General features: G+C 66.3%; 26 protein-coding genes. 5 read left to right on the forward strand and 21 right to left on the reverse strand.

Annotated elements, in window-relative coordinates:
* Positions 1-64: 64 nt before the first annotated feature.
* From KIT25_20975 to KIT25_20990, 4 genes are all read right to left on the reverse strand, one after another.
* Entirely contained in the window at positions 65-481 is a 417-nt protein-coding gene (locus KIT25_20975) for a DoxX family protein (protein ID UYN94478.1), read from the reverse strand.
* Positions 482-562: 81 nt separating this feature from the next.
* The gene (locus KIT25_20980; GenBank protein UYN94479.1) at positions 563-1,585 is read right to left on the reverse strand and encodes an adenylate/guanylate cyclase domain-containing protein; all 1,023 of its coding nucleotides are present in this window, start codon (positions 1,583-1,585) and stop codon (positions 563-565) included.
* Positions 1,586-1,595: 10 nt separating this feature from the next.
* Positions 1,596-1,955 (reverse strand): group 1 truncated hemoglobin, encoded by a 360-nt coding sequence (locus tag KIT25_20985; GenBank protein ID UYN94480.1) that lies wholly within the window; start codon positions 1,953-1,955, stop codon positions 1,596-1,598.
* Between the two features lie 11 nt (positions 1,956-1,966).
* A complete protein-coding gene (locus KIT25_20990) occupies positions 1,967-2,878 on the reverse strand; it encodes a hypothetical protein (GenBank protein ID UYN94481.1) in 912 nt (303 codons plus the stop codon).
* 236 nt (positions 2,879-3,114) lie between these two features.
* Between KIT25_20990 and KIT25_20995 the strand changes: the two genes are divergently transcribed.
* Positions 3,115-4,038, forward strand: a complete 924-nt coding sequence (locus tag KIT25_20995) for a LysR family transcriptional regulator (protein ID UYN94482.1) — start codon at positions 3,115-3,117, stop codon at positions 4,036-4,038.
* Here KIT25_20995 and KIT25_21000 read toward each other — a convergent pair.
* The 10 genes from KIT25_21000 to KIT25_21045 all read right to left on the reverse strand — a co-directional run bounded on the left by KIT25_21000 (position 4,016) and on the right by KIT25_21045 (position 15,599).
* Entirely contained in the window at positions 4,016-4,843 is an 828-nt protein-coding gene (locus KIT25_21000) for an FkbM family methyltransferase (GenBank protein ID UYN94483.1), read from the reverse strand. The genes KIT25_20995 and KIT25_21000 overlap by 23 nt on opposite strands.
* Positions 4,844-4,862: 19 nt before the next feature.
* A complete protein-coding gene (locus KIT25_21005; protein UYN94484.1) occupies positions 4,863-6,296 on the reverse strand; it encodes a homospermidine synthase in 1,434 nt (477 codons plus the stop codon).
* Positions 6,297-6,390: 94 nt separating this feature from the next.
* Positions 6,391-7,521 (reverse strand): type III PLP-dependent enzyme, encoded by a 1,131-nt coding sequence (locus KIT25_21010; GenBank protein ID UYN94485.1) that lies wholly within the window; start codon positions 7,519-7,521, stop codon positions 6,391-6,393.
* Positions 7,522-7,941: 420 nt separating this feature from the next.
* A complete protein-coding gene (locus KIT25_21015) occupies positions 7,942-9,189 on the reverse strand; it encodes an MFS transporter (GenBank protein UYN94486.1) in 1,248 nt (415 codons plus the stop codon).
* Positions 9,186-10,334 carry a dATP pyrophosphohydrolase gene (locus tag KIT25_21020; protein UYN94487.1) on the reverse strand — a complete coding sequence of 383 codons (1,149 nt, stop codon included), beginning with the start codon at positions 10,332-10,334 and terminating at the stop codon, positions 9,186-9,188. The genes KIT25_21015 and KIT25_21020 overlap by 4 nt, the downstream gene beginning before the upstream one ends.
* Before the next feature lie 8 nt (positions 10,335-10,342).
* Entirely contained in the window at positions 10,343-11,263 is a 921-nt protein-coding gene (locus tag KIT25_21025) for a metallophosphoesterase (protein ID UYN94488.1), read from the reverse strand.
* 10 nt (positions 11,264-11,273) lie between these two features.
* Entirely contained in the window at positions 11,274-12,497 is a 1,224-nt protein-coding gene (locus KIT25_21030) for an aminotransferase class I/II-fold pyridoxal phosphate-dependent enzyme (protein UYN94489.1), read from the reverse strand.
* A gap of 7 nt (positions 12,498-12,504) precedes the next feature.
* Positions 12,505-12,735: an acyl carrier protein gene (locus KIT25_21035; GenBank protein UYN98009.1), complete on the reverse strand. Its 231-nt coding sequence runs from the start codon at positions 12,733-12,735 to the stop codon at positions 12,505-12,507.
* 176 nt (positions 12,736-12,911) lie between these two features.
* Positions 12,912-13,847: an NAD-dependent epimerase/dehydratase family protein gene (locus KIT25_21040; protein UYN94490.1), complete on the reverse strand. Its 936-nt coding sequence runs from the start codon at positions 13,845-13,847 to the stop codon at positions 12,912-12,914.
* A 9-nt stretch (positions 13,848-13,856) separates the two neighbouring features.
* Positions 13,857-15,599 (reverse strand): fatty acyl-AMP ligase, encoded by a 1,743-nt coding sequence (locus KIT25_21045; GenBank protein ID UYN94491.1) that lies wholly within the window; start codon positions 15,597-15,599, stop codon positions 13,857-13,859.
* A 190-nt stretch (positions 15,600-15,789) separates the two neighbouring features.
* On the opposite strand from KIT25_21045, the gene KIT25_21050 reads away from it, so the two are divergent.
* Genes KIT25_21050 through KIT25_21060 form a run of 3 tightly spaced genes read left to right on the forward strand, consistent with a single transcriptional unit; the run spans position 15,790 to position 18,900 of the window.
* A complete protein-coding gene (locus KIT25_21050) occupies positions 15,790-16,983 on the forward strand; it encodes an aspartate aminotransferase family protein (GenBank protein ID UYN94492.1) in 1,194 nt (397 codons plus the stop codon).
* A gap of 4 nt (positions 16,984-16,987) precedes the next feature.
* Positions 16,988-17,926, forward strand: coding sequence for an ornithine carbamoyltransferase (gene argF, locus KIT25_21055; protein UYN94493.1), 939 nt, complete (start codon positions 16,988-16,990; stop codon positions 17,924-17,926).
* A 53-nt stretch (positions 17,927-17,979) separates the two neighbouring features.
* Complete coding sequence (locus KIT25_21060; protein UYN98010.1) at positions 17,980-18,900, forward strand: Hsp33 family molecular chaperone HslO; 921 nt, start codon at positions 17,980-17,982, stop codon at positions 18,898-18,900.
* Here the strand turns inward: KIT25_21060 and KIT25_21065 are convergent, their stop codons facing one another.
* From KIT25_21065 to KIT25_21090, 6 genes are all read right to left on the reverse strand, one after another.
* Positions 18,901-20,070: a mandelate racemase/muconate lactonizing enzyme family protein gene (locus KIT25_21065; GenBank protein UYN94494.1), complete on the reverse strand. Its 1,170-nt coding sequence runs from the start codon at positions 20,068-20,070 to the stop codon at positions 18,901-18,903.
* 12 nt (positions 20,071-20,082) lie between these two features.
* The gene (locus KIT25_21070; protein UYN94495.1) at positions 20,083-20,622 is read right to left on the reverse strand and encodes a GNAT family N-acetyltransferase; all 540 of its coding nucleotides are present in this window, start codon (positions 20,620-20,622) and stop codon (positions 20,083-20,085) included.
* 10 nt (positions 20,623-20,632) lie between these two features.
* Entirely contained in the window at positions 20,633-21,802 is a 1,170-nt protein-coding gene (gene argE / locus KIT25_21075; GenBank protein ID UYN94496.1) for an acetylornithine deacetylase, read from the reverse strand.
* A gap of 15 nt (positions 21,803-21,817) precedes the next feature.
* Positions 21,818-22,435 (reverse strand): GTP cyclohydrolase I FolE, encoded by a 618-nt coding sequence (gene folE / locus KIT25_21080; protein ID UYN98011.1) that lies wholly within the window; start codon positions 22,433-22,435, stop codon positions 21,818-21,820.
* Positions 22,436-22,471: 36 nt separating this feature from the next.
* Positions 22,472-22,864, reverse strand: coding sequence for a Co2+/Mg2+ efflux protein ApaG (gene apaG, locus KIT25_21085; protein ID UYN98012.1), 393 nt, complete (start codon positions 22,862-22,864; stop codon positions 22,472-22,474).
* Positions 22,865-23,057: 193 nt separating this feature from the next.
* Positions 23,058-23,540, reverse strand: coding sequence for a PaaI family thioesterase (locus KIT25_21090; GenBank protein ID UYN94497.1), 483 nt, complete (start codon positions 23,538-23,540; stop codon positions 23,058-23,060).
* Between the two features lie 85 nt (positions 23,541-23,625).
* On the opposite strand from KIT25_21090, the gene KIT25_21095 reads away from it, so the two are divergent.
* Positions 23,626-24,069: a winged helix-turn-helix transcriptional regulator gene (locus KIT25_21095; GenBank protein ID UYN94498.1), complete on the forward strand. Its 444-nt coding sequence runs from the start codon at positions 23,626-23,628 to the stop codon at positions 24,067-24,069.
* Between the two features lie 2 nt (positions 24,070-24,071).
* On the opposite strand, the gene KIT25_21100 is transcribed toward KIT25_21095, so the two are convergent.
* Positions 24,072-24,683, reverse strand: a complete 612-nt coding sequence (locus KIT25_21100) for a TenA family protein (GenBank protein UYN94499.1) — start codon at positions 24,681-24,683, stop codon at positions 24,072-24,074.
* Positions 24,684-24,686 lie beyond the last annotated feature (3 nt).

Below are 24,686 nucleotides of genomic sequence, written 5' to 3' on the forward strand. Positions count from 1 at the left end.
GGGAATCCGGCCTCCGGCCCCGAACGCTCCATCCTAGGGGGGACAGCCGCGCCCGGGCAACGACTCAGCGCTTGCGGAAGATCAAAGCGTCGAGTGAGTACGGCCCCGGCCCACGAGTGAGGATGAAGACGAGGATCGCCAGCCACAACAGATGGGACGGATAGTCGTTCCAGTAGACGAAGAACTGGATGACCAGCGTCATGCCGATCAGCGGCAGCGTGGCAAGGCGTGTGAACAACCCGACAAGGATCAACAACGGCGCACCGAGCTCCACGACGGTGGCGAGCCACGCCGCGATCTCCGGTGACAGGATCGGGACCTTGTACTCCTCGCGGAACAGCTCGATCGCCTGTTCCATGTTGTCGGCCTTGAGTTGGCCCGAGCGCCAGAACACCCAGAAGATGGCGAAGCGCATCAGAAGCTGCAGCAACGACTGCGGGAAGGAATCGAGCCTCACCCGCCAGATATCGATGAAACCCATCGTCCCCCCGATCCGGGTCCGTTATAGCGACGGGCTGAAGCGGCCGAACTCAATCCATGTCACACCGGCGTGACCGCTGCGTCAGCTCACGAGCTCATGCACTCGAAGGTCGCCGAAGCCCTTGAGCTTGCAGACATCGCGCGGCTCGCACCTGAAGTCGGCGCCGAGCGCGGCGACGGTCTCCTGGGCGACGAGAATCTGCATCGGACTCGCCACCCGCTCGAGGCGCGCCGCCAGGTTCACCGCGGGGCCGAAGATGTCGTAGACGTACTTGTTCACGCCGACGATCGATCCCACCAGCGGCCCGGTGGCGATCCCGATGCGGCAGCGCCACCGATTCGTGTTGGCATTGTTGCGGCGCTCCAGATAGCCCCGCATGCGCAGCGACGCGCGCGCGACGTTGGCGGCGTGCTCGGCGGCGACCTCCGGCATGCCCGACACGGCCATGTAGGAGTCGCCATTGGTCTTGATACGCTCACAACCGAACATCTCCGAGATGCGGTCGAACGCCGAGAAGATGTCGTTCAACTCGGCGACGAGAGCCGCCGGATCGCGTACGATCGCCATCTCGGAGAAGTCGACGAAATCCAGCATCAGCACCGTCGCCGCCTCGAACCGTTGCGGCGATACCGTACCGAACTCCCGCATCTCCTGCAGGACGGCACGCGGCATGACGTTCAGCAACAGGCGCTCGACCCGCGCCTTCTCCTGCTCGAGCGCGCGCAGGTTCTTCTCGGCGAGGCGTGAGTAGGAGTCGAGCATCAATTCGGCCTGGCGGCGTCTGCTCGCATCACGGGCCTCGATCAGCAGAGCGCCACCGGCCAGCGCACGCATCGTCATCTCGAGGTGAAGCGTGCGAGCGCCGACCTTGCGCTCCATCTCGAACGCGTGGTGGCCCCGCTCCTCCAGTCTCCGCCGCACCAGCGCGAGGTCGACGTCGGCCATCTGCTCGGCCAAGCCGCAGACTTCGACCGCCGGAGCGAACATCCGTGCGAACGCGGGATTGGCGTAGAGCACGGACCAGTCCTTGGGCAGGACGACGGCAATGCCGGTCGCCATCGCTTCCACCGCATCGGCGGGCGCACTCGATATCGAGCCGTCCATGCCACTCTCCTCAGGTCGCGACCACAAGATGTCGACGGCGAGCGAACTCCTGGCAGACGTGATCGACGTCGTGAGGCGGGAAGGCGAAGTCCTCCAGCGTCTCCCGGAGGATCCTTCCCATTTCGTCGAACTCCGGCGCCGTCACGCCGAGGCGGGCATGGGCACGACGCAGCGTGTCGTCGTCGAACGCACTGTCGCCGTCCATGATGCCGGTGATCATCTTCGTCTGGTGGTCGATCAGGCGTGCCATGTCGACGTTCATGAAATGCCTCTGCAGCATCTCGTGATCGAGTGCTTTGTCGTAGATCGCCGCCACCACGTGGCGCACCCGGGCGAATCCGCCCGAGCGCGCCAGCACTGTCTGTGCCATGTCGATTCCTCTTAGGAAAAGGCCTTGGCGACCTCGGCGAGCCGGTCCGCCTGAGCGGGCGACAAGGCCGTGACGCTGGCCAGGAAGTTGGGATGGCTGAGACCGGAGCCGAGGTAGGTCCAGCGCATCGCCTGGTGCTGCACCTCGGCGAAGAGGCTCGCCTGGGCCGACGTCAGACGCAGTCCCGTGGCCCTCTGCAGGGCATCGAGGTCGAACGCCGCCTGCTGCTTGAACGCACCGTCGAACATGCCGCCGATCTCCAGGTAGCCGTCGACCGCCTTGTCGATTTCCGCCGGCGTGCAGGTGGCGGCAATCGCCTCGACCATCAGCGTATCGAGCTGGGCGTGCTGTGCCTCCTCCATCCAGTGATGGCGCAGCAGGCTTTTGAACTGCGGATCGAGCGCCTGATCGTCGCGGATGCTCTCGAGATAGTGGCGCTGTGTCATCCACTCGACCTGCAGGATCAACAAGGCCACCGACAGCGGATGGTGCGCCAGCACCGCCTTGCCCACGTCCTCTGCGGGTCCGATCATGTCGCAGGGCGTGCCGAAACCGCCCTCGAATTCGCGTTCGAAGGTGCGGAAGAGGTGGATGTGCTTGGCCTCCTCGCTGGCGAAGCCCAGCAACGCCCGAGTGCGCATGTCGTCCTGTGCCAACATCGGGCGGGCGTGGTCCAGCACGAAGGGCAGGATGAACTCCTCGACCAGACCGAACGTGTAGAGATATCCGTTGGCGCGGATGTGGTTGAGCGTGAGGCGGACGCGGGCATCGAGGAAGTCGAGGCCGTTCACGCGCGCCAGCGACTCCGGCATGAACGGCATCGAGAAGTCGAGCCTCAGATCGCCGCCGATGATGTCCTCGATGCGCCAGTTGACCTTCTGTGACGCCGTCAACGCCCTGGCGTAGGTGAAGCCGTGATTCATCTGAACCTCCATTGGTTGTCGAACGGGACGGAAACTGATCCGCCGCAGCCTTGCCCGGAACCCGGAAGCTTCGCGAACCGGCTTTGCAGAACTGCAAGGCGCGGCGCGTTCTAGACGGCGCAGGTAAACGCTTCGTGTCGCCGCTGCGTCGTGACGTTTCGTCTGTTGCGCGAGCCTGCGACGAGTCGTCTCGATGGCCACAAGTCGAGGTGCTATGCTTGAAGTTCGGAGGCGGCGTGGACTGGGACGACCTGCGCTATTTTCTCAAGGTGGCTGAAACCGGCGGCCTGTCGCCCGCCGCACGTTTTCTGCACGTCAACACCGCAACCGTGGGGCGCCACATCGAGGCGCTTGAACTGAGCCTCGGGCACAAGCTCTTCGAGCGCACACCGCATGGCTACCGCCTGACCGACGCGGGTCAACGGCTGCTCGATTGGTCAAGCAAGGTCGAAGCGGAGTTCAACGGCATTCAGGCGGCATTCGCCGGCGCGCCGACGGAGGCCGCCGGTACCGTATCCGTGGCGACCACCGACTGGGTGGCCGCGGGCTTCCTGATCCCGACCCTTCAACAATTCCGGCGCAGATATCCCGGTATCGACCTGGTAATCGCCGGCAGCATGGACCCCGTGAACCTGTCGCGCCGCGAGGCCGAAGTGGCGCTGCGTCTCTTTCGCCCCGAACAAGGCAACCTGGTCGCCAAACGCGTTGGCGACATCGGCCACGCGCTCTACGCCTCGGCGGACTACGTCGCTCGATGCGGCAGGCCGGATCCGGCGCGCGGTTGTGAGGGCCACGATCTGGTCGACTGGCCGGCCGAGCTGGACGGCACGGCGGCGGTAGGCTGGCTACGCCGCCACGCCAGCAAGGCGCGACCGGTGCTCCGCGGCAATGCCACCATCCGCCTCCATGCCGTGTCCGCCGGCCTCGGCTTCTCACTGTTGGCCTGTATCGGTGCGCCCGAGGGACACGGTCTCGTGCGACTCGATGTCGAACCGGTTCCCCCCAGCCTCGGCTTGTGGCTGGTCTCACATGCCGAGCTTGCCCACGTGCCGCGCGTACGGGCGGTTCTCGACCACATCACTGAGGCCGCGCGGGCGCACGCGGCGCTGTTGCGCGGCGAAGCCGACGCATCGTCGGCTACAGGGTATTCGACAAGCTGAAGACGTTCTTGCCGCGATGGAGGAAATCGCGGTCGCGCTTGCCCATTTCGCGCAGGAAATTCCGGGCATTGGCGGTTCGGGGCAGCATCCCGTCGTGCAGTTCGACGATCAGAAGTGGAAAGGCGTCGATCCACTCGGTGTTGGCGGCGAACAAATTGTCCTGGGAGCCCTCGATGACGATTTTCACGATGAACGGCCGGGCACCCCTGCGGCGCTCATCGTCGAGCAGCGTGTTGATCGACCAGATCCTGAGCTCGCCTCCGGCCGCGGCGCTTACGCGATGGGCGAAACTCCGATGCTGTCGCTCCAGGCGTCCCGTTCCGTCGGCATTGCCGACCGCCGCATGCAGGATGGTGATCCTGTCCTCGTCGTTGACACGGCGCGCCAGCGCGACGTTGTCCTCGTCCGGCTCGATGGCCACGATGCGCGCCTGCGGATAGGTTTCGGCGAAGTACCTGGTGGCGATCCCGCAATGGGCCCCGCAGTCGAGGATGAGGGGCATCACGTTCTGCGCGATCATGGCGCGGTAACGCGCCTCGATCTCGTCGTACCGCGCGAGCGATTCGAGCCCGTACTCGTTCCTGTCGAAGATCAGGCCGATGAGGTTGAGATCAACCGAGTCCCGCGCTTTCAGCGAGAAGAAGCGGCCGTTCCTTCGATCATAGATCACCTGGCGCGAGATCAATGGTGGAGAGACGCGCCAGAATCGCGGCGCCCGTCCGCGCAGGGCATTGGCGACCCCCAGCACCCAACGGCCGAGCCAGCGCGCCAGCGCCCACACTCCTTGCCGGACAGGCAGCTTCACCCGGATCTCCGGCCACCCATCACGTCACACGGAAGTTTCGGAACTGCCACGGATCGTCGGCGTCGATGTCTTCGGGAAACAGCACGCCGCGGTCGCGCAAGGGTGTCCAGTCGCTGTACTTGCCGACGACCGGCCCGAGATAGGGCATGCAGATCTCGAGGTTGCGCCTGAAGTCGATTTCGTCGGCTTCGACGATGCCGCGGTCCGGATTTTCCAGAGCCCATACGATGCCCGACAGGACCGGTGCGCAGACCTGGATCGATGTCGCGTTGTTGTAAGGCGTCAGCCGGCGGGTCTCGTGGATATCGAGCTGGCTGCCGTACCAGTAGGCGCCCTTCTTGTGCCCCATCAGCAATACGCCGAGCTCGTCGCGCCCCGAGCTGATCTCATCGACGATCAAGCGCTGGCGTTTCTGCTGGACGAGGTTCTTTCCGGCGATCTCGTGCATCGACATGATCGCCTGGTCGCATGGATGATAGGCGTAGTGCACCGTCGGTCGATAGGTCACCTTCGAGCCTTCGCGCAGGGTGAAGTAGTCTGCGATCGAGATCGATTCGTTGTGGGTGACGATGAATCCATGGAACGGTCCCTCGAGCGGCGTCCAGGTGCGCACGCGCGTAAGCAGGCCCGGCCGGTTCAGATAGATCGCCGCCCCGCAGCCGAATCTGTGGCGCGCACCATCGTGCGGCAGCGCCTTCTCGTGCGTGCCCCAGCCCATCTCGGCCGGCTGGCAGCCTTCCGAGACGAAGCCGTCGATCGACCAGGTGTTGACGAACTCGCCGACCCGCTTGGGCTCGTCTGAGACCTGGGTGTCGCGCTCGGCGATGTGCACGACCTTGATGCCGAGCCGCTGTGCCAGTCGCGCCCAACCCTCGCGCGTGGTCGGCACCGCCGTCTTGACGCCGGTGTCCCTGGCGACATTGACCAACGCCTGCTTGACGAAGTGAGAGACCAGGCCGGGATTGGCGCCGTGGGCGATCACGGCCGTCGGCCCGCCGCGATATCTGGGCACGAGCTTCAGCATCGCCTCGCGCAGCGCGTAGTTGGAGCGCAGCGACACGGACAGGTTTGGATCGGTGTAGCCGCCCGGCCACGGCTCGATGCAGGTGTCGATGTAGAAGGCGCCGTGCTCCTGGCAGAGCTCGACCAGCGACGTCGAAGCCACCTCGACCGAGAGGTTGACCAGGAAATCGCCCTTGCGGAGCCGCCGCGCAAGCATCTCGCGGTAGTTGCCGCGTGTCAGACGCTTCTTGATGAACTCGACACCGTAGCGCTTGATCTCTGGCAGACCGCCACGATCATCCTCGGCAATGACGGTGATCTGGCTGGGCTTGATGCCGATATGGCGCAGGATCAGGGGCAACACACCATGGCCGATCGAGCCGAAGCCGATCATCAGCATGCGGCCCTCGAACTTGAGGTACTTCCTGTTGCGCAGAGCTCTCTTCGCCATTCCAGCGCCCCTGTTCTTCGTTGATGAAAGGTCGATAAATGGCGACGGGGCCTTTCTCAAGGCCCCGTCGTTCCATATGCCCAGGCAACGCGACTCAGATACAGACCGCCTTGAGCGGCGCGAAGCCGTTGAAGGCGACCGACGAGTAGGTCGTCGTATAGGCGCCGGTCGACAGGATCTCGACCTTGTCGCCGGGCTTGAGCGACAGCGGCAGCTTATACTCGGTCTTCTCGTAAAGGATGTCGGCAGAGTCGCAGGTCGGGCCGGCCAGCACCACCGGGCCGACGCGCGTGCCGTCGCGTGCCGTGCGCAGCCGGTACTTGATGCTCTCGTCCATGGTCTCGGCGAGGCCCGAGAACTTGCCGATGTCGAGGTAGACCCAGCGCTTGCGGTCGTTGGCTGCCTTGCGGCTGACCAGCACGACCTCGGACTGGATCACGCCCGCGTCGCCCACCATGGAGCGACCCGGCTCGATGATGACCTCGGGCATGCGGTTGCCGAAATGACGGACCAGCGCACGTCCCACCGCCTCGCAGTAGGCCTCGATGCTCGAGACCTCGGCGCGATAGCGAGCCGGGAAGCCGCCGCCCAGATTGACCATGCGCAGGTCGACGCCTTCCTCGGCGAGCGCGAAGAACATCTGCGAGACCTGGCCCAGCGCCTTGTCCCACTGCTCGAGGTCGGTCTGCTGGCTGCCGACATGGAAGGAGATGCCGTAGGCGTCGAGGCCCCAATCCTTGGCCTTGCGCAGCAGGTCCTTCGCCATCTCCGGCGCGCAGCCGAACTTCTTGCTGAGCGGCCACTCGGCGCCGCCGCAATCGACCAGCACACGGCAGAACACACGGCTGCCCGGCGCGACACGGGCGAGCTTCTGCAGCTCCGCCTCGCTGTCGAAGGCGAACAGGCGTACGCCCTGCTGATAGGCCCAGGCGATGTCCTTTTCCTTCTTGATGGTGTTGCCGAAGGAGATGCGGTCCATCGACACGCCCGTCGCCTGGACGAGCTCGATCTCGCCGCGGCTCGCGGTGTCGAACTTCGAGCCGAGGCCCGACAGCCGCGACAGGATCTGGGCGGCCGGATTGGCCTTGACGGCGTAGAAGATGTGGGCCGCAGGCAGGAGTTCGCGCATGCGCCGGTAGTTGTGCTCGACCACGTCCAGGTCGATCACCAGGCATGGCGTCTCGAGCTGCTGCTCTCGGAGATAACGGAAAATACGCTCGGTCATCGCTGGGGGGATCCCCGTCTTACGCTGATTGTTCGAAAGAGTGAGTAACGTGACGACGGTGCCGGCTGGTTGGAACCAGGGCGGCAGCGTGCGTCAGCCGATACTCGACGGAGACAAGGTCCGCTCGGGCGGACAGTCGAACGAAGCGGCCCGGTCCAAACGCACCGGGCAAACGACACGATAGCGGGGAACACGCCCCGCGCGGCAAGCAACCATGTCAGAAGCTCCTTCCCGGACCCGGCTTCGCGCCGGCACTGCCAAAAAGGACGCTTTCCGTCGTTGCGTAACCACTATGGGCCAGCGGCACGTGCGTGGGCGTCTTGAATCGGTATCTACAACTAATGCGCCCCGATACAAGAAGATTCTGCGCTGTCGGCAAAATTTCCGGGGGACTTGTGTTGCGTGGAACACACGGCGCGCTCATGCGCGTGGCGTCGTCGCGCCGGGCAGCCGGATCGAGGCGGCGAGGATGGTGAGCGGCACGAGCGCGACCGACGAGGCGATCAACGCCGCCTGCACGCTCCAGAAGTTGGCGATCTTTCCCCACAGGAGCGATCCCACCACCATGGCACCGAAAAACACCATCTGGTGTACCGCCATGCCACGAGCCCGCATGAAGTTGGGTAGCGCCATCTGGACAGCCGCGCCATTGTTGGCAATGACGGTGATCCAGCAGGCGCCCTCGATGATCACGACGCCACCGACGACAACCGGTGTCATGACGAGCGCCGCGACGAGCAGACCGGCGGCGCTGATGCCCATCGCCCAGATGTTGGCGCGATCCGGCCCCAATAGCCGGTTCACCGGCGACATGGCGATGGCGCCGCCGACGGCGCCGGCACCGAACGCAGCGTAGAGAATGCCGAACGACAGCTCATCGAGGCCGAGCTCGAAGCGGCCGATCACCGGCAGCAGGGTGCCGAGCGAGATGCCGGGGACGAAGAAGCAGAGACCACGGGCGAACACCGCCTTGAGTTCGGCCGATTGGCGCACGAAGCCGATGCCGCTGCGCGCGGCCTCGACGAAGCCTTCGCGGCGCTGCGCCGCTCTGGCCTCGGGCGGCCGCCGCCAGCGGCGCATCGCCAGGATGACGCCGACATAGGTCAAGGCGTTGATGGCAAAGAGCAGGAAAACGCCCACGAGGCCGAGCACGATCTGGCCGATCACCGGTCCGACCGTCCGGGCGAGATTGAAGCCGGCCGAGTTCAGGGCGATGGCCGGGCGCAAATGGGCGCCGGACACGATCTCCGGAACCACGGCGTGCCAGGCCGGCGCGTTCATGGCGTTGCCTATGCCCATGCAGAAGGCGAGCGCCAGCAGGCTCCAATGGTCGAGCCAGCCGAAAAAGGCGAAGGCCGCGAGGGTGGCGGCCACGGCCATCATCCAGAACTGGCAGCCGATGATGTAGCGGCGGCGGTCGAAGCGGTCGGCCAGGATGCCGGCGGGAAAGCAGAACAGGAACATCGGCAGCGTTCCCGCGGCCGCCAGCAAGGCGACGAAGATCGGCTCGGAGGTCAGGCTGGTCATCTCCCAGGCCGCTCCCGTCGACTGCATCCAGCCGCCGACATTCGACAGCAGGTTGGCGATCCAGAGACCGAGGAAAGCGCGATTGGCGAGCGGCGCGAAGGCCGAGGGATGACGGGTGGTGCCGGAGGGTGGCGGCGTCACACCAACGCCTTCTGATAGATGCGATGGGTCTTGTAGTGGACCCCGCCGACCGAGCGGATGATGTTGTTGGTGGCCTTGTTGTCCTCGAGGATCCAGCCCAGTTCCGCGGTCTTCTTGCCGAGCCGCTTGCCGTTCTGCCGGAGCTGGTCGATGGCCATCATGGCCAGCCCCGCTCCCATGAGCGGATGGTTGCGGAACTTCTTCTTCACGCCCATCAGCGGCACCCGCGTGCTGCCGACGCCTGCGATCTTGAGCCGCCACACCAGCTTCAGCAGGCTGAGCGGTCCCAGCCGGCCGTTGAAATCCTCGATCGCCTCGTTGATGTTGGTGAGCGCCACGATGAAGGCGACCGCCTCGTCGTCGACCTCCACGATCACCGCCAGATCCGGCACAATGACCGGCCCGAAGGCCTTGGCGGCATGGTCGATCTCGGCCTGGGTGAAGGGCACGAACCCCCAATTGTCGCTCCAGGCGTCGTTGAAGACGTTGACGATGGTGCGCACCTCGGCGTCGAACACCTTCATGTTGGCGGTGCGCACCTTGACCCTCCCGGCCATGCCGGCGCGCGCCATCAGCTTGGCGCCGATCGTCTCGGGAGCGTTCTGGACGTCGTAGTCGTAGGCGAAGACATCCTTGATCTTGGCGTAGCCGCAGGCCTCGACCCGCGGCCCGGCATAGGGCGGGTCGTAGGGCACGAGCAGCATCGGACGGCTGTCGAAGCCCCACACCATCAACCCGACCTCTTCGTTGACGGAGAGGTTGAAGGGCCCGGTGACCCGCTTCATCCCCTTGTACCTCAGCCATTTCTCCGCCGCTTCGAACAGGGCGGCGAAGATCTCGGGATCGTCCTCGGCGGCGACGCAACCGAAATGCCCGGTGTCGTCGGCATAGCGCTCGAGATAGGCGCGATCGACCTGCGCGGAGATGCGGCCGACCACACGGCCGGCGCGGCGCGCGAGGAAGAACTGTACCTCGACGTGCTTGAAGAGCGGGTTTTTCTTGGGCGAGAAGGCTTCCTGCCGCTCGACGTCGAGATGCGCGGTGTAGCCCTTGTGGCCGCCATAGAGCCGCTTGGGCAGGTCGATGAAGGCCTTGAGGTCGGACTTGCCGTCGACCGGGGTGACCGCGATGTCGGAAGAAGCCATGAAGACGGTCAGTTTACCACGCCGCTCCGGCCGCCGCTGTGGAACACCAGTTCGCCGTCGGGCTCGCAGCCGTCGCAGGCGGCATTGAGCGCGCGGATCGAAACCGTGAACGCCCAGCCGCCCTCTGCACGCTCGATACCTATCAGGTGGTAGCGCGCACGACCGTAGCGGCTGTCCGGCGCCGCCGACGCCGATGTAACGCCCAGCACGGGAATGGCGCCCGCCGGCCCCTCGATGCGCGCTACTTCGCTGCGGTGGTTGTGGCCATGCAGCACGAGTTCGCAGCCGACCCGGCGGACCATGGCCCGGAACGCCTCGCCGTCGGTCAGGTGCTTGTGCCGCGATTCGCCGGCAAGCGGCGGATGATGGATCAGCACGACCCGGCAGATGCCGCTGCGGCCGAGATCGGACAGCAGCCGCTCGGCGCGCGCGATCTGCGCCTCGCCGAGGGTCCCGGTGGCGAGCAGCGGCGGCTTGGGAACGCCGGTCGACAGCCCGACCAGGGCGATCTCGCCACGGCGCCGCAGGGTCGGGAACACGCCGAGATCGGCGGCCGGCGGTGCATCGTCGCTCGCCATGTAGGCGCCCCACAGGCCGAGCGTGTCGGCCCACGCGGTGGGCACGTAGACATCGTGGTTGCCCGGCACGATGGTGATGCGGTCCGGATCGTCGAAACCGGCCAGCCAGTCGGCGGCCCGCCGAAATTCCTGGGGCAGCGAGATGTTCACCAGGTCACCGGTCAGGGCGATGTGGTCGGGCTGCTGCGCCTTGATGTCGGCGACGACACCGGCCAGCGCCTCGGGAACGTGCAGGCGGGCGCGCCGGCGCCACCAATTCACGTAGCCCGTGAAGCGTTTGTTGAGGAGTTCGGCCGGGCGCGCCGACGGCATCGGCAGATGCGGATCGGACAGGTGCGCCAAGGTGAACATCGAACCGATCCTAGCGCTCGCCCCCGACCACGCGCAGCCGCGGCGTCAGCACGCCCATCTGGCGGCCGATACCGGTCATGACCTCGATCATGTGCTCGAGCTGCTCGCGCGTGTGCACGGCGCAGAGCGAACAGCGCAGCAGCGACACGCCGTTGGGTGTCGCCGGCGGCACGGCGACGTTCACGTAGATGCCGGCATCGAGCAGCGCGCGCCAGAAGCCGATCGCCGTCATGCGGTCGGGCAGGTGCACACCCACGACCGGCCCGTGCTCGGGGCCGAGCTTGAAGCCCCGTGCGGCGAGCCCGTCATAGAGGGTAGCGACGTTGTCCCAGAGCTGCTTGCGCAGATCGGGCCGTGCCTTCACCACCTTGAGCGCCTGGCGAACCGAGGCGACGATCGAGGGCGGCAGCGAGGCGGTGAACATGTAGGCGCGCGTCGTCACGCGCAGGATGTCGAAATCGGGATCGTTCGACACGCAGTAGCCGCCGATCGCGCCCAGTGTCTTGGAGAAGGTGCCGACGATGAAGTGGCAGTCGTCGAGCACGCCGGCCTTCTCGCACAGACCGCGCCCGTTCTCGCCCAGGGCGCCCAGCGAGTGAGCCTCGTCGATCAGGATGTAGGCGCCGTACTTCTTGCAGACCTCGACGAATTCCTTGAGCGGCGCGCTGTCGCCCAGCATCGAGTAGATGCCCTCGAGCACGACCAGGCGGTTGCCCGGTTTGTCGCCCAGCCGGCGCAATCGCGCGTCGAGGCTCGACGGATCGTTGTGCTTGAAGCGTACGACCTCGGCCTGGGTCTGCTTGCAGGCGTCGTAGATCGAGGCATGGCTGTCGGCGTCGATCAGCAGGAAGTCGTCCGGCCCGACCAGGGTCGAGATCACCCCGAGATTGGCCTGATAGCCGGTCGTGAAGACCATGCAATACTTTTTGCCGTAGAACTCGGCGATCTCGTGTTCCAGCGCCACGTGCTCGCTGTAGCTGCCGTTGGCGATGCGCGAGCCGGTCGTGCCCGTGCCCTCGGCCCGGATCGCCTCGATCGCCGCCTCCATGCACGACGGATCGAAGGTCAGGCCGAAATAGTTGTTGGTACCGACCAGGAGCGTCTTGCGGCCGTTGATGATCGCCTCGGTCGGCGACAGGACCCGCTCCATGCGAATCTGGAACGGATCTGCACCCGTCGTGCGGACATCGCGATAGGCGTCCAGCAGACCGGCATGGCGGTCGAACAGACCCATGCGGAAATCAGCGCCGGGCGCTGAGCGTCACGATGGTGTCGGCCAGTTCGTCGACCGTGTGGATTTCCGCCACGACGTTCATGGGAATGGAGACGTCGAACCGGTCCTCCAGCTCCATGACCATGTCCATGACCGCCAGCGAATCGATGGCCAGGTCCTTGGTGATGACGGTATCGCCCGAGATCCGGGACGCCCCGTTAGGCTGGAAGGGGGCCAGGTGCCGGCAAATCTCGGACATCACGAGCGGCCGGGGGTTGTCTCCCCTGATGGCAAGCGCGACGGCAGCGTCGTCGTTTTCGACGATCATCTTTTGGGCAGTACGCAAAATGAGCTCCCCGGAACCGGCGTCAGGCATGGGCAGGTTGTGACAGAAACCGAGATTCCTTGTGAAATAACAATTTGTTACGCAGTGTTTCACAGGCCGGACAGCCATCCGTGCCGACGATACCAGCCTACGGTGTCGGCAAAACCGCCGATTAGATCGTAACGGGCTGTAAATCCTGTCGCGACGGCGAGCCGACGGTCGTGACTGACCCAATCCGGATGAAACATCTCCCGAACCTTCCCCGCCGTCAGGATTTCGGCCCGACCGCCGAGCGCCTGCCGCAGATGGTTGAACCCGGCAATTCCGGCCATCACGCCTCGGGGGACGGTGATGGGACTGCATTTGCGATCCAGGGCCGCCGCCGCCGCGCCAGCCATGTCGCCGTAGCCGTAACCGCCATCATGCCCGTCGTCGATCTCGTAAGTCGACGAAGGGATGTCGTGCTCGAGGCACAGGGCCAGAGCGTGCGCGAGGTCGACGACATGGATGAGCGAGAGTCGTGCACCTGCGACCCGGGGCTCCGGTGCCAGGCCGCACGCAACCGCCTTGAAGTAGGCCAGCGTCTCGCGGTCACCCGGCCCGTAGACCGCCGGGGCGCGCACCGCCAGCCACGGTCCCGAGTGCCGGGCAACAGCCTCCTCGGCAGCCTTTTTGCTCGCGGCATAAGGTGAGAGCTGCGGTTCGCGCGCCGCCAGGGAGGACAGCAGCAGGACGCGCGTGGACCCGGCCGCCGCCAACAGACGTGCCGTTCCGTCGCGATTGACCCGATCGAAATCCGCGGCACGGCGGGCCTTGATGAGACCGGCGGCGTGGACAACCGCATCGACGCCGTTTGTCAGGGCGCGCAGGGCGGCGTCGCTGTCGAGGTCACCGAACACGATCTCGGCATCGACGCCGGCGAGCGAGGGCAGCGGCGACCAGCGCCGAATCAGCAGCCGCAGCCGCCAGCCGCGAGCGGCGAGTGCGCGCACCAGATGCGGCCCCACGAAGCCCGACGCGCCGGTGACTGCGACCAGGCGGGTCATCGACCGGCGTCAGGCCGCTTGGGTCTTGGGCGCGTAGAGGCCGGCGAGGTAGTTGGCCTTGGTGCGCGAGCGGCTGAGCTTGCCCGACGAGGTCATGGGAAGGCCCATGGTCGGCGGGACCAGGACGACGTCGCAATCGACCGCGACCGCCTCGCGCACCGCGCCGGCGACGTCGCGCCTCAGCGCGGCCCTGCCCTCATCGTCCGCCACGCGCGCCAACACTGCCACGACGACCCGCTCGCCGCCGGCGGTGTCGATCGAGAAGGCAGCGGAATCGCCGGGCTTCACGACCTTGTGCGCCTCGATCGCCCATTCGATGTCCTGCGGCCAGACATTGCGGCCGTTGACGATGATGAGATCCTTGGCACGGCCGGTGACGACGATCTCGCCGTTCAGCAGATAGCCGAGATCGCCGGTGTCGAGCCAGCCGTCGTCGGACAGCACCTCGCGCGACGCCTCCGGTTCGCCGAAGTAGCCCGGCATGATGCTCGGGCCCTCGACGAAGATGCGGCCGACCTCGCGGTCGGCCAGCGGCCTGCCCGCCGCGTCGCGGACCTCGAGGCGGTGGCCCGGCAGCACCTTGCCGCAGATCACGAAGCGGCGCGCGCGCTCCGGATCGCGCGCGGCGTCGGCGGGCACGGCGCGCTGCTGTTCCTGCAGCATCGGCCGGTCGACCGTGTCGGTCCGCACGCCCGCGCCGTGCGGGCTGAAAGTGATGGCGAGGCACACCTCCGCCATGCCGTAGCTCGGGATGAGGGCCGTGCGATCGAAGCCCTTCGGCTCGAAGGCTTCGACGAAGCGCTCGAGCACGTCGGCCCGGACCATGTCGCCGCCGATGCCGGCGTGCTTCCAGCAGGAGAGATCCAGGTCGGACGGCACCTGGGCAGCGCCGCGACGAACCGCGAGGTCGTAGCCGAAGCTCGGGCTGTAGGACGTGGTCGCGCGGTTGCGCGAGATCAGGTTCAACCACTGCATCGGCCGGCGCGCGAAGTCGCGCGGCGTCAGGTAGTCGATCGAGAGCTGGGTCGAGAGCGGCGCCATCAGGAAGCCGATCAACCCCATGTCGTGATAGAGCGGCAGCCAGCTCGAGGCGCGATCGCCCGGCACAATGCCGAGGCCCGCCAGCCCCGTCATGCCGTCGAGATTGGCCATCAGCGCCGACTGCGTGATCTGGATGCCGTGCGGATGGCGCGTGCTGCCCGACGAGAACTGGATGTAGCAAAGCTCGTTCGGTCCGAGCGGGCGAAGGTCGACGGGCTTCTCGGGAAGGGACTCGATCGCATCGAGGCCGCCATGCAGCCGCACGGCGGGGAATTCCCGCGCCGCCGCGCCGAGATAGCCGGCAAGGTCGTCGAGTCCCACCGCGGCGACGGCACCGGAGGCGGCAAGCTGACGGTGGAGCTGGTCGAGGTAGGCTTCCTTGCCGCCGATGCCGACCGGAATGGAGACCGGCACCGGCAACAGGCCGGCGTATTGCGCGCCGAAGAAGGCGTCGAAAAATCCGGGCCAGGTATCGGCGGTGATGAGAAACCGTTCGCCACGCGCGAATCCCGCCCCGATCAGCTTGCGCGCCACCACATGGGCCCGGTTCCGGACCTCCCGCCAAGGCAACGCCGAAAGCTGATCGCCGCGCGCACTATAGAAGGTGATCCCCGTCTCCCCCCGGGCAGCATAGTCCAGCATTTCCGGCACCGTGGCGAAGCCGGCGCGTCGAAAGGCAAGCTGGGAATTGCGGGAGGGAGGCGGGTTCATTCGATGGCTTGAGGGAAGGCGGGTCTCTACCAGAGGGGTCCGCACCCCTCAAGGCGCGCGCTCGGACGGCGCCGCAAAAGTTGACACCTTCCGACCCCGGTCCGATAGTGCTCGACCCTCGCCAAAACCCGGAATTCCTTCCCGGATTCGCCGGGCGGCGGGGCTTTTGCATTCGGAGGAGGACCTGGCTGTGATTACGGCTGTGATGCCGACGTACGGTCGCAAGGACGTCGTGTTCGAACGCGGAGAGGGCAACTATCTCTACGCGACCGATGGCCGACGTTACCTGGACTTCACCTCGGGCATCGCCGTGAACGCGCTGGGCCATTGCCATCCCGCCCTGGTCAAGGCGTTAACCGAGCAGGGACAGAGGCTCTGGCATACATCCAACCTGTTCCGTATCGGCAACGGGGAGAAGCTGGCCAAGCGGCTGACCGAAGTGTCGTTCGCCGACACGATGTTCTTCTGCAACTCGGGTGCGGAGGCGATCGAGGGCGGCATCAAGCTGATACGCAAGTACCAGTTCATGAACGGCAAGCCGAAACGCTACAAGATCGTCTGCTTCCAGGCGGCGTTCCACGGCCGCCTGCTGAACGCGCTCGCCGCCACGGGTAACGAGAAGTACCTCGAGGGCTTCGGCCCGCCCGCCCCGGGCTACAAGCACGCGCCGCTCAACAACACCAACGTCGTGCGCGACATGATCGACGACGAAACCGCCGGCATCCTGGTCGAGCCGATCCAGGGCGAAGGCGGCATCCGCTCGACGACCACGCAATTCCTCAAGGACCTGCGCTCGATCTGCGACGAGTTCGGCCTGTTGCTGTTCTACGACGAGATCCACACCGGCTTCGGCCGTACCGGCAAGATGTGGGGCTACGACTGGTCGGGTGTGAAGCCCGACGTCGCGGCCATCGCCAAGGGCATGGGCGGCGGTTTCCCGATCGGCGCCTTCATGGCGACCGAGAAGGCGGCGGTCGGCATGGTGCCGGGCACGCACGGCTCGACCTATGGCGGCAATCCGCTGGCAACCGGCGTGGCCAACGCCGTGCTCGACGTTCTGCTGCAGCCGGGCTTCATCGAGGCGGTGCACAAGAAGGGCGAGTACCTCAAGGGCCAGCTCGAAGGCCTGGTGAAGAAGCATCCCAAGGTGTTCGTCGAACAGCGGGGGATGGGCTTCCTGCAGGGCCTGCGCTGCGACGCCTCGGTGCCGGCCGGCGACATGGTCAACGCCCTGCAGTCGCTCGGGCTGCTGGTGCCGCCGGCGGGCGAGAACGTCATCCGCGTCTTCCCGGCGCTGATCGCCGAGAAGGCGGCACTCGACGAGGGCATCGAGATCCTGTCGAAGGCAGCGCAGTCGTTCGAAGCCAAAGCCAAGGCAGCGTGATGCCATGGCGGCCCCGAAGCATTTCCTCGACCTAGACCAGGTCGATCCCAAGACACTTCGCCGGATTCTCGATCACGGCAAGGCGATGAAGAAGCAGCGCGCCAATGGCGGCCCCGGGGGCGGTCACGACAAGCCGTTGGCGGGCAAGACGCTCGCGATGATCTTCGAGAAACCCTCGACGCGCACCCGAGTGTCGTTCGAGGTGGGCATGCGCGAGCTGGGCGGCCAGACCATCATGCTCGGCCGCACCGACACCCAGCTCGGCCGCGGCGAAACCATCGCCGACACCGCGCGGGTGCTCAGCCGCTATGTCGACATCATCATGATGCGCACGACGGTCGAGGAGAAGCTGCTGGAGATGGCGAAGTACGCGACCGTGCCGGTGATCAACGGCCTCACCGACAAGACGCATCCTTGCCAGCTCATGGCCGACGTCATGACCTACGAGGAGCACCGCGGCCCGATCCGCGGCAAGTCGATCGCCTGGTCGGGCGACGGCAACAACATGGCGACCTCGTGGATTCACGCCGCGGTCCAGTTCGATTTCGAGCTCAGGATCGCCTGTCCGCCGGAGCTCGAGCCGCCGCAGGACGTCGTCGGCTGGGCCGAGAAATCGAAGGGCCGCATCACCATCGGCCACGATCCCGAGACGATCGTGAAGGGCGCCGACTGCGTCGTCACCGACACCTGGGTGTCGATGGGCGACGAGGATCCGCACAGCCCTTCGGCCGCGCGACGACACAATCTGCTGCGCGGCTATCAGGTCGACCATCGCCTGATGAAGCAGGCCAAGCCCGACGCCATCTTCATGCACTGCCTGCCCGCCCATCGCGGCGAGGAGGTCACCGCGGAGGTGATCGACGGGCCGCAGTCGGTGGTGTTCGACGAGGCCGAGAACCGGCTGCACGCCCAGAAGAGCATCCTCGCCTGGTGCCTGTCGTGACAGTGGCGTCGGAAGGCCGTCGCCCTTCCGACCCCCAGGCGCCCGATTGGGACATGGCCCTGCCCTTCCAGCTCGATGCGCTGGGCGTGCGCGGGCGGCTGGTCCGACTCGGGCCTTCGCTCGACGCGGTGATCGAGCGCCATGGCTACCCGCTGGCCGTGGCGCGGCCGCTCGCCGAGGCGATGGTGCTGTGCGCCGCGCTCGCCACGTCGCTGAAGTACGATGGCATCTTCACCCTGCAGATCACCGGCGACGGCCCGATCCGCCTGCTGGTCGCCGACCTCACCACCGACGGCGCGCTGCGCGGCTACGCCCAATTCGATTCGTGGAAGCTCGCCGTCGCGCTGGGCGGCGGCACCGACGCACCGGACGGCTACGTGCCGCGCCTGTTCGGCCGTGGCCGCCTCGCCTTCACCGTCGACCAGGGTCAGCACACGCAGCGCTATCAGGGCGTGGTGCCGCTCGAGGGCGCGACCTTGGCCGACTGCGCCCACACCTATTTCCGCCAGTCCGAGCAGCTCCCGACCGGCATCAAGATCACGGCGCGCCGCGACGAGCGCGAGGGTGCGGGCCGTTGGCGCGCCGGCGCTCTCATGGTTCAGCAGATGCCGGAGTTCGATGCGGGCCGCATCGACGTCGACCGCGAGCAGCGCGAGGACGATTGGCGCCGCGCCGTGATCCTGATGGCCTCGGCCACCGAAGCCGAGATGGTCGACGGCAAGCTGCCGGCCGAGACGCTGCTCTACCGGCTCTTCCACCAGGAGAAGGCGCGGCTGTTCGAGCGCCGTCCCTTCGTCGCGCGCTGCCGCTGCAGCCGTGAGCGCATCGACCGAGTGCTGCGCTCGCTCGAGCGCGACGAGCTCGGCGACCTGCGCGACACGCGCGGCCTCGTCTCGGTGAAGTGCGAATTCTGTTCGGCCGAATACACCTACGACGACAAGGACCTCGACCGGATCTACGCCAGCGCGGCGTAGTCAGGCCTTGCGCGCGCGGATCGCCGCCTCGTTCGGCTCGCAGCCCCAGCCCGGACCCGTGGGCAGGATGTAGTCGCCCTTGTCGATAGTCGGCGACGTCATGAAGAACTCGTCGCGCCACCTCACGCTGTCGATGTCGATCTCCATGATGCGGAAGTTGGGCACGGCGGCGCAGAAATGCGCACTGATGGCGCTGGCGAGGTGGCCGTAGAAATTGTGCGGCGCGACGTTGACCTCGTAGACCTCGGCCATCGCGGCGATCTTGAGCGACTCGTAGAAGCCGTTCCAGATCACGTCGACGATGGCGGTGTCGAAGGCGTAGGCGTCGAGGTACGGCCTGAAGTCACGACGCTCCAGCAGCGTCTCGCCCGAGGCGATGGGGCACGGCGCGTCGCGGCGGATCAGCGCGATCGAGCGCGGATCGTGCGCGTCGAGCTCGAGCCAGGTGAGCCTGTAGGGCGCCACCGCCTCGGCGATGCGCCGGAACCCTTCGGTGCGGAAGTGGAAGTTGAGGTCGAGCATGACGCCGACGTCCGGTCCGCAGCCCTTGCGGAAGGCCTCCACGGTGCGCGCGGCGCTGCGGGCGATGAACTCGTCCCAGTTGCGCTCGGGAAAGCCACGCCCGACGACGAAGCCCGGCCGGTAGGCCTGGATCTGGCCGTCGATCTCGATGGCGATGTTGGTCTTGAGCGCGGAGAAGCCCTTGGCCTTCACCTCGGCGCCGACCTTGGTCATGTCGTCGTAGGTCGACACCTGTGGCGCGCCGACCAGTTCGGCGTTGCGCATGCGGTAGGAGCCGCAATGCGACCAGTAGACCGGAATGCGCTCGCGCAGCTTGCCGCCGAACAGCCGGTAGACCGGCACGCCCAGCGCCTTGCCCTTGATGTCGAGCAGTGCATTCTCGATGGCAGCGATCGCCTGCCGCACGATGCCGCCACGCGACTGCGTCGACCGGGTGGCGAGCACGGCATTCACCAGTTCGATGTCCATCGGGTCCATGCCGATGACGTTCGGCATCAGCGCATCGATCACGCCGCTGAGGCCCGGGCTGCCGAAACTCTCGTTGTATTCCGACCAGCCGACGATGCCATCGTCGGTCGTCATCTTGAGGAAGGAGAAGGTGCGCCAGCCCGCGTCGCAGCGGAACGTCTCGTAGGCTTTGACCTTCATCGGCTTGCTCCCTTAAAGCTGCGTCGGCCGGCGCAGAGTGTAGCGGCACTGCGCGATGATCTCACCTCGTGAGCGTGACTGCAGTTCAATCGTGTCGACATGTCGGAAGCCCAGCTTGACGAGTACCCTACCCGAGGACGGATTGTCGGCGGCATGGCCAGCCCGAAGCTGCGACAGGCCCACCTCGCGGAAGGCGAAGTCAACGACAGCGCGCGCCGCCTCGGTCGCCACGCCCCGGCCCCAGGACGACTGCTCGAACCAGTAGCCGAGGCTACCACCGCCATCGCAAATGGCGTCTACGTCGACGACGCCGATCAACCTTTCTTCGCGCTCCACGGCGAAGCGGAAGGCCTCGCCGGCCCGCCACTCATGCGGATGTGCCGCGAACCACTGGTCGATCTCATTGCGATCGGGAGGAAATCCGGCCATCGCCAGCATGCGGGTGACATTCCAATCCGACTGGATCTCGAAAGCACGTCCGGCATCACGAGCGGCGGTCGGTCGCAGCACCAGACGAGCGGTCTGCAAACGAACCGAACCCGGATCGGTCATGTCCATGGCTCTAGTCGCGCTTCAGCCACTCCATCATGCGGCCCATGAAGGCTTCGCAGGCTTCGATCTGCGAGGCGAGGATGAACTCGTTGGGCTGGTGCGCCTGGGCGATGTCGCCCGGCCCACAAACCACGGTCGGCACGCCGAGCGTCTTCCTGAAGATGCCGGCCTCGGTGCCGTAGACCACGCTGCCCACGGTATTGGAGCCCGACCAGCTCGCGGCCAGCGCCTTGGCATCGTCGTTGCCCTCGGGCGAGAAGGCGGGCGTCGACGAGCGCAGTACGGTTTCGATGGTGGCGGCCGGGTGCTTTGCCTTCATCTTCGGCAACAGCTCCTCGGCAAGCCATTTCCTGGCGCGCTCGCCCAGCGCCTCGATCGGCTTGTTGGGCAGCTCGCGGTAGCCCCACAGCACCTCGCATTCGCGCGCCAGGATGTTGCCCGCGGTGCCGCCGACGATGGTGCCGACGTTGAAGGTGGCGGCGGCCGGCATGAACTCGCTGTTCTTCGGCGCGGCGGCGTCGAGCTCGTCCTGCACCTTGTTGAGGTAGTGGACGAACTCGCCGGCGAAATGGATGGCACTGACGCCGAGATGGGTCATCGAGGAATGCGCCTCGAAGCCGGTGAACTTGGTGATGTAGATTTGCGCGCCCTTGTGGGCGTGCACCACCGTCATCATGGTCGGCTCGCCGATGATGATGGCGCGCGGCTTGGGCACCTCGGCCGCCATACGCGCGGCAAGGCCGTGGGCGCCGATGCAGCCGACCTCCTCGTCGTAGCTCAGCGCGAAGTGGATCGGCTTCTTGAGCCGCGCCTCGAGGAACCGCGGCAGCATGGCGAGCGCGATGGCGTAGAACGCCTTCATGTCGCAGGTGCCGCGACCGTGATACTTGCCGTCCTTCAAGGTCAGCGTCCAGGGATCGGTATCCCAGGGTTGGCCGTCGACCGGCACGACGTCGGTGTGACCCGACAACACCACGCCGCCCGCGACATTGGGCCCGACAGTCGCGAACAAATTGGCCTTGGCGCCGTCGTCGCTCGGCACGAGCTTCGAATCGATGCCGTGCTCCTTCAGGTACTGCTGGACGTACTCGATCAGCGCCAGGTTGGAATTGCGAGAGGTGGTGTCGAACGCCACGAGACGACGCAGCATTTCGACGGAATCGACGATCTCCCCGGCCATACTACCCTTGCGCTGTCAGATGGAGGTGCGGCCGATCATAGTGAGGAATTCACGGCGCGTCTCGCCGTTGTCGCGGAACGCGCCCAGCATCCGGCTCGTCACCATGGCGACGTCGGACTTGTGGACGCCGCGGGTGGTCATGCACTGGTGCGCCGCCTCGATGACGACGGCGACGCCGCGCGGCTGCAGGGCTTCCTGCAGCGTATTGGCGATCTGGGCCGTGAGCTTTTCCTGGATCTGCAGGCGTCGGGCGAAGGCGTCGACGACGCGCGCGAGCTTGCTGATGCCGACCACGCGCCTGTCCGGGAGATAGCCGACATGGACCTTGCCGATGATCGGCACCATGTGGTGCTCGCAGTGCGATTCGAGACGGATGTCGCGCAGCACCACGACCTCGTCGTAGCCCTCGACCTCCTCGAAGGTCCGCTGCAGCATCTCGGCCGGATCCTCGTCGTAGCCGGCGAAGAACTCCTCGTAGGCGCGCACGACCCGATCGGGCGTGCCGATCAGGCCCTCGCGGTCGGGGTTGTCGCCGGCCCAGCGGATGAGCGTGCGCACCGCCGCCTCGGCTTCCTCACGGGAAGGACGGGTGAGCCCCGTCGCCAGCGAGACGACCTCGCTCCTCTTCAGCATCCTGTTCATCGCAGCGCTCCTCGTGGCCGATGCCGCCTAGTTAAGCTGTCGCGGAGTGGCCGGCGTGTCGAGCGAGAATGTCGGAATCTCGATGTCGAAATTCTCGCCGGACTCGCTCACCATCTGATACGTGCCACCCATGAAGCCGGAGGGAGTCGAAAGCGGCGTTCCCGACGTGTACTCGAACGCTTCGCCCGGTTTCAGCCGCGGCGTCTTGCCGACGACGCCGGGTCCCTTCACTTCCTGCTTGCGGCCGAGGCCGTCGGTGATTCTCCAGTGCCGGCTGCGCAGCTGCACCGTCTCTTCGCCCTTGTTCTCGATGCGCACCTGATAGGCCCAGACATATTGCGACTTCGCCGGATCCGACTGGTCGGGCAGATATTGGGGGCGGACGGTCACGCGTATGGCACGGGTTGTGGCGGAGTACATGTCGACTTTATCCTTGGTGCGCCCTGACATGGGATTTTCGGAGCGAAAGGTCAAACGTCTCGTGCCGTTCCGCAGCCAACGCGAGCCGGGACGTGAAATCGATGGCGAACCAATCGAGGTGGACCGATCGACCGCTCGGGGTTCCGTTGTTCCGCGCCCGCGTCCTGCACGCCGACAGGATAAGGAGCCTGCTTCAGATCGGAAAGATCAGACAGGTCGTGGTGCCGTGCGCCAGCAACTTGCCTGCCGCGTCGACCAGCCTGCCCTCGGAGGTCGCGATGCGGGAGCCGACATTGATCACCTTGCCCTCGGCCTTGACGGGTCCGGTCTTGTCGGACATCGCGCGCACGTAGTTCACCTTGATCTCGACCGTCGTGTAGCCGGTGCCGGCCTTCAATGTGGTGTGAATGCAGCAGCCCATCACCGAGTCGAGCAGCGTGGCGGCGATACCGCCGTGTACCGAGCCCAGCGGATTGTAGTGATCGAACACCGGCGTGTAGGCGAACGCCACACGACCGAGCTCGACCTCGGCGAGGCGGATGCCCAGTGTCCGGCAGATCGGCGGGGCCGGCAGACGCCCGGCCGCCATCTCCTGGAACAACACGATGCCGTCCATGGTGCGCGCCTGCTCGATCGGCACCACGCCGAAGCCGGGTTCCGAAGACGCCGCTGCCATGGTCCTGCTCCTTGGTTCCCTTCGAGTTGCGTGCATATACACATCGAGGCTTGGCCGCAGCAAGCGACCGCCCTACTGTGCGCGCATGTCGGCCGTCCCGCCCCGCCTGTCGCCCCTGGAATGCACATGCTTCCGCATCCGCAGCGCAGCACGACGGGTGACGCAGATCTACGACCGGCACCTGTCTCAAACCGGCCTCAAGATTTCCCAGTTCTCGCTGCTCGGCTACATCACCGCCGAAGGACCTGTGTCGATCGGACGCCTGGCGGAGTTGCTCGCCACCGATCGCACGACGCTCACGCGCAACCTGCGTCCGCTGCTGGCGTCGGGCCTGGTCGAGCGTGCGGCGTCGAGCGACAAGCGGCGGCGCGAACTGGTGGCGACGGCCGCCGGCCGCGCCCTGTTCAAGCGCGCACTGCCCTTGTGGTCGCAGGCCGAGACCGAGGTACGCACGGCGATGGGCGCCCGTCTGACGGCCGACCTGCACGGCGCGCTCGAGCACTCGATGGAGAAGCTGGCTGCGCTTTGAGCCTAGAGATTGGCGTCGAAGAAGCCGTATTCGAGCTCCATGGCACGCCGATAGTTGACGCGGACCGCCTCGCTGTCGCGGGCGTGGCGATCGAGCAGCGCTTCGAGTCGGGTCGCCAGAGCCTCGAACCCCGGATCGGCGTAGGTCTGGACCCACTCGGCGAAGAGCGGCGCCACGGGCCGCGTCGCGAGCGACTGGCCGAGGAAGGCATAGAGGCGCATGCAGGGCGTCATGGCGGCGATCGTGTCGCCGAGATTGCCGCGCCGCGCGTTGGTGAGCAGGAAGCCGACATAGGCCTGCGTCGCCGCCAGCGGCGTCACGCCGATGAGCCCGACCTGCCAGCGTTCGGCATAGGCCTTGTGCAACTTCAGCTCCTCGACCACCCCGGCGATGAGTTCGGCGAACTCGTGCAAATCCTCGTGCGACGTACCGTTGGCGAGGCAGAAGGCGTACGCGCGCGCGAAGGCTTCGAGGAAATAGGCATCCTGCGCGACGTAGGACTTGAATGCGGGCAACGGCAGTGAGCCGTCGCCGAGACCCTGCACGAAGCGATGCGCCAGGATGCGCTCCGCCCAGTCGCGGTTGGCCGACCAGAGGTCGCGGGCGAGCGCCACCGC

Origin of the sequence: Enhydrobacter sp. (assembly GCA_025808875.1) — a bacterium.
Taxonomy (GTDB): domain Bacteria; phylum Pseudomonadota; class Alphaproteobacteria; order Reyranellales; family Reyranellaceae; genus Reyranella.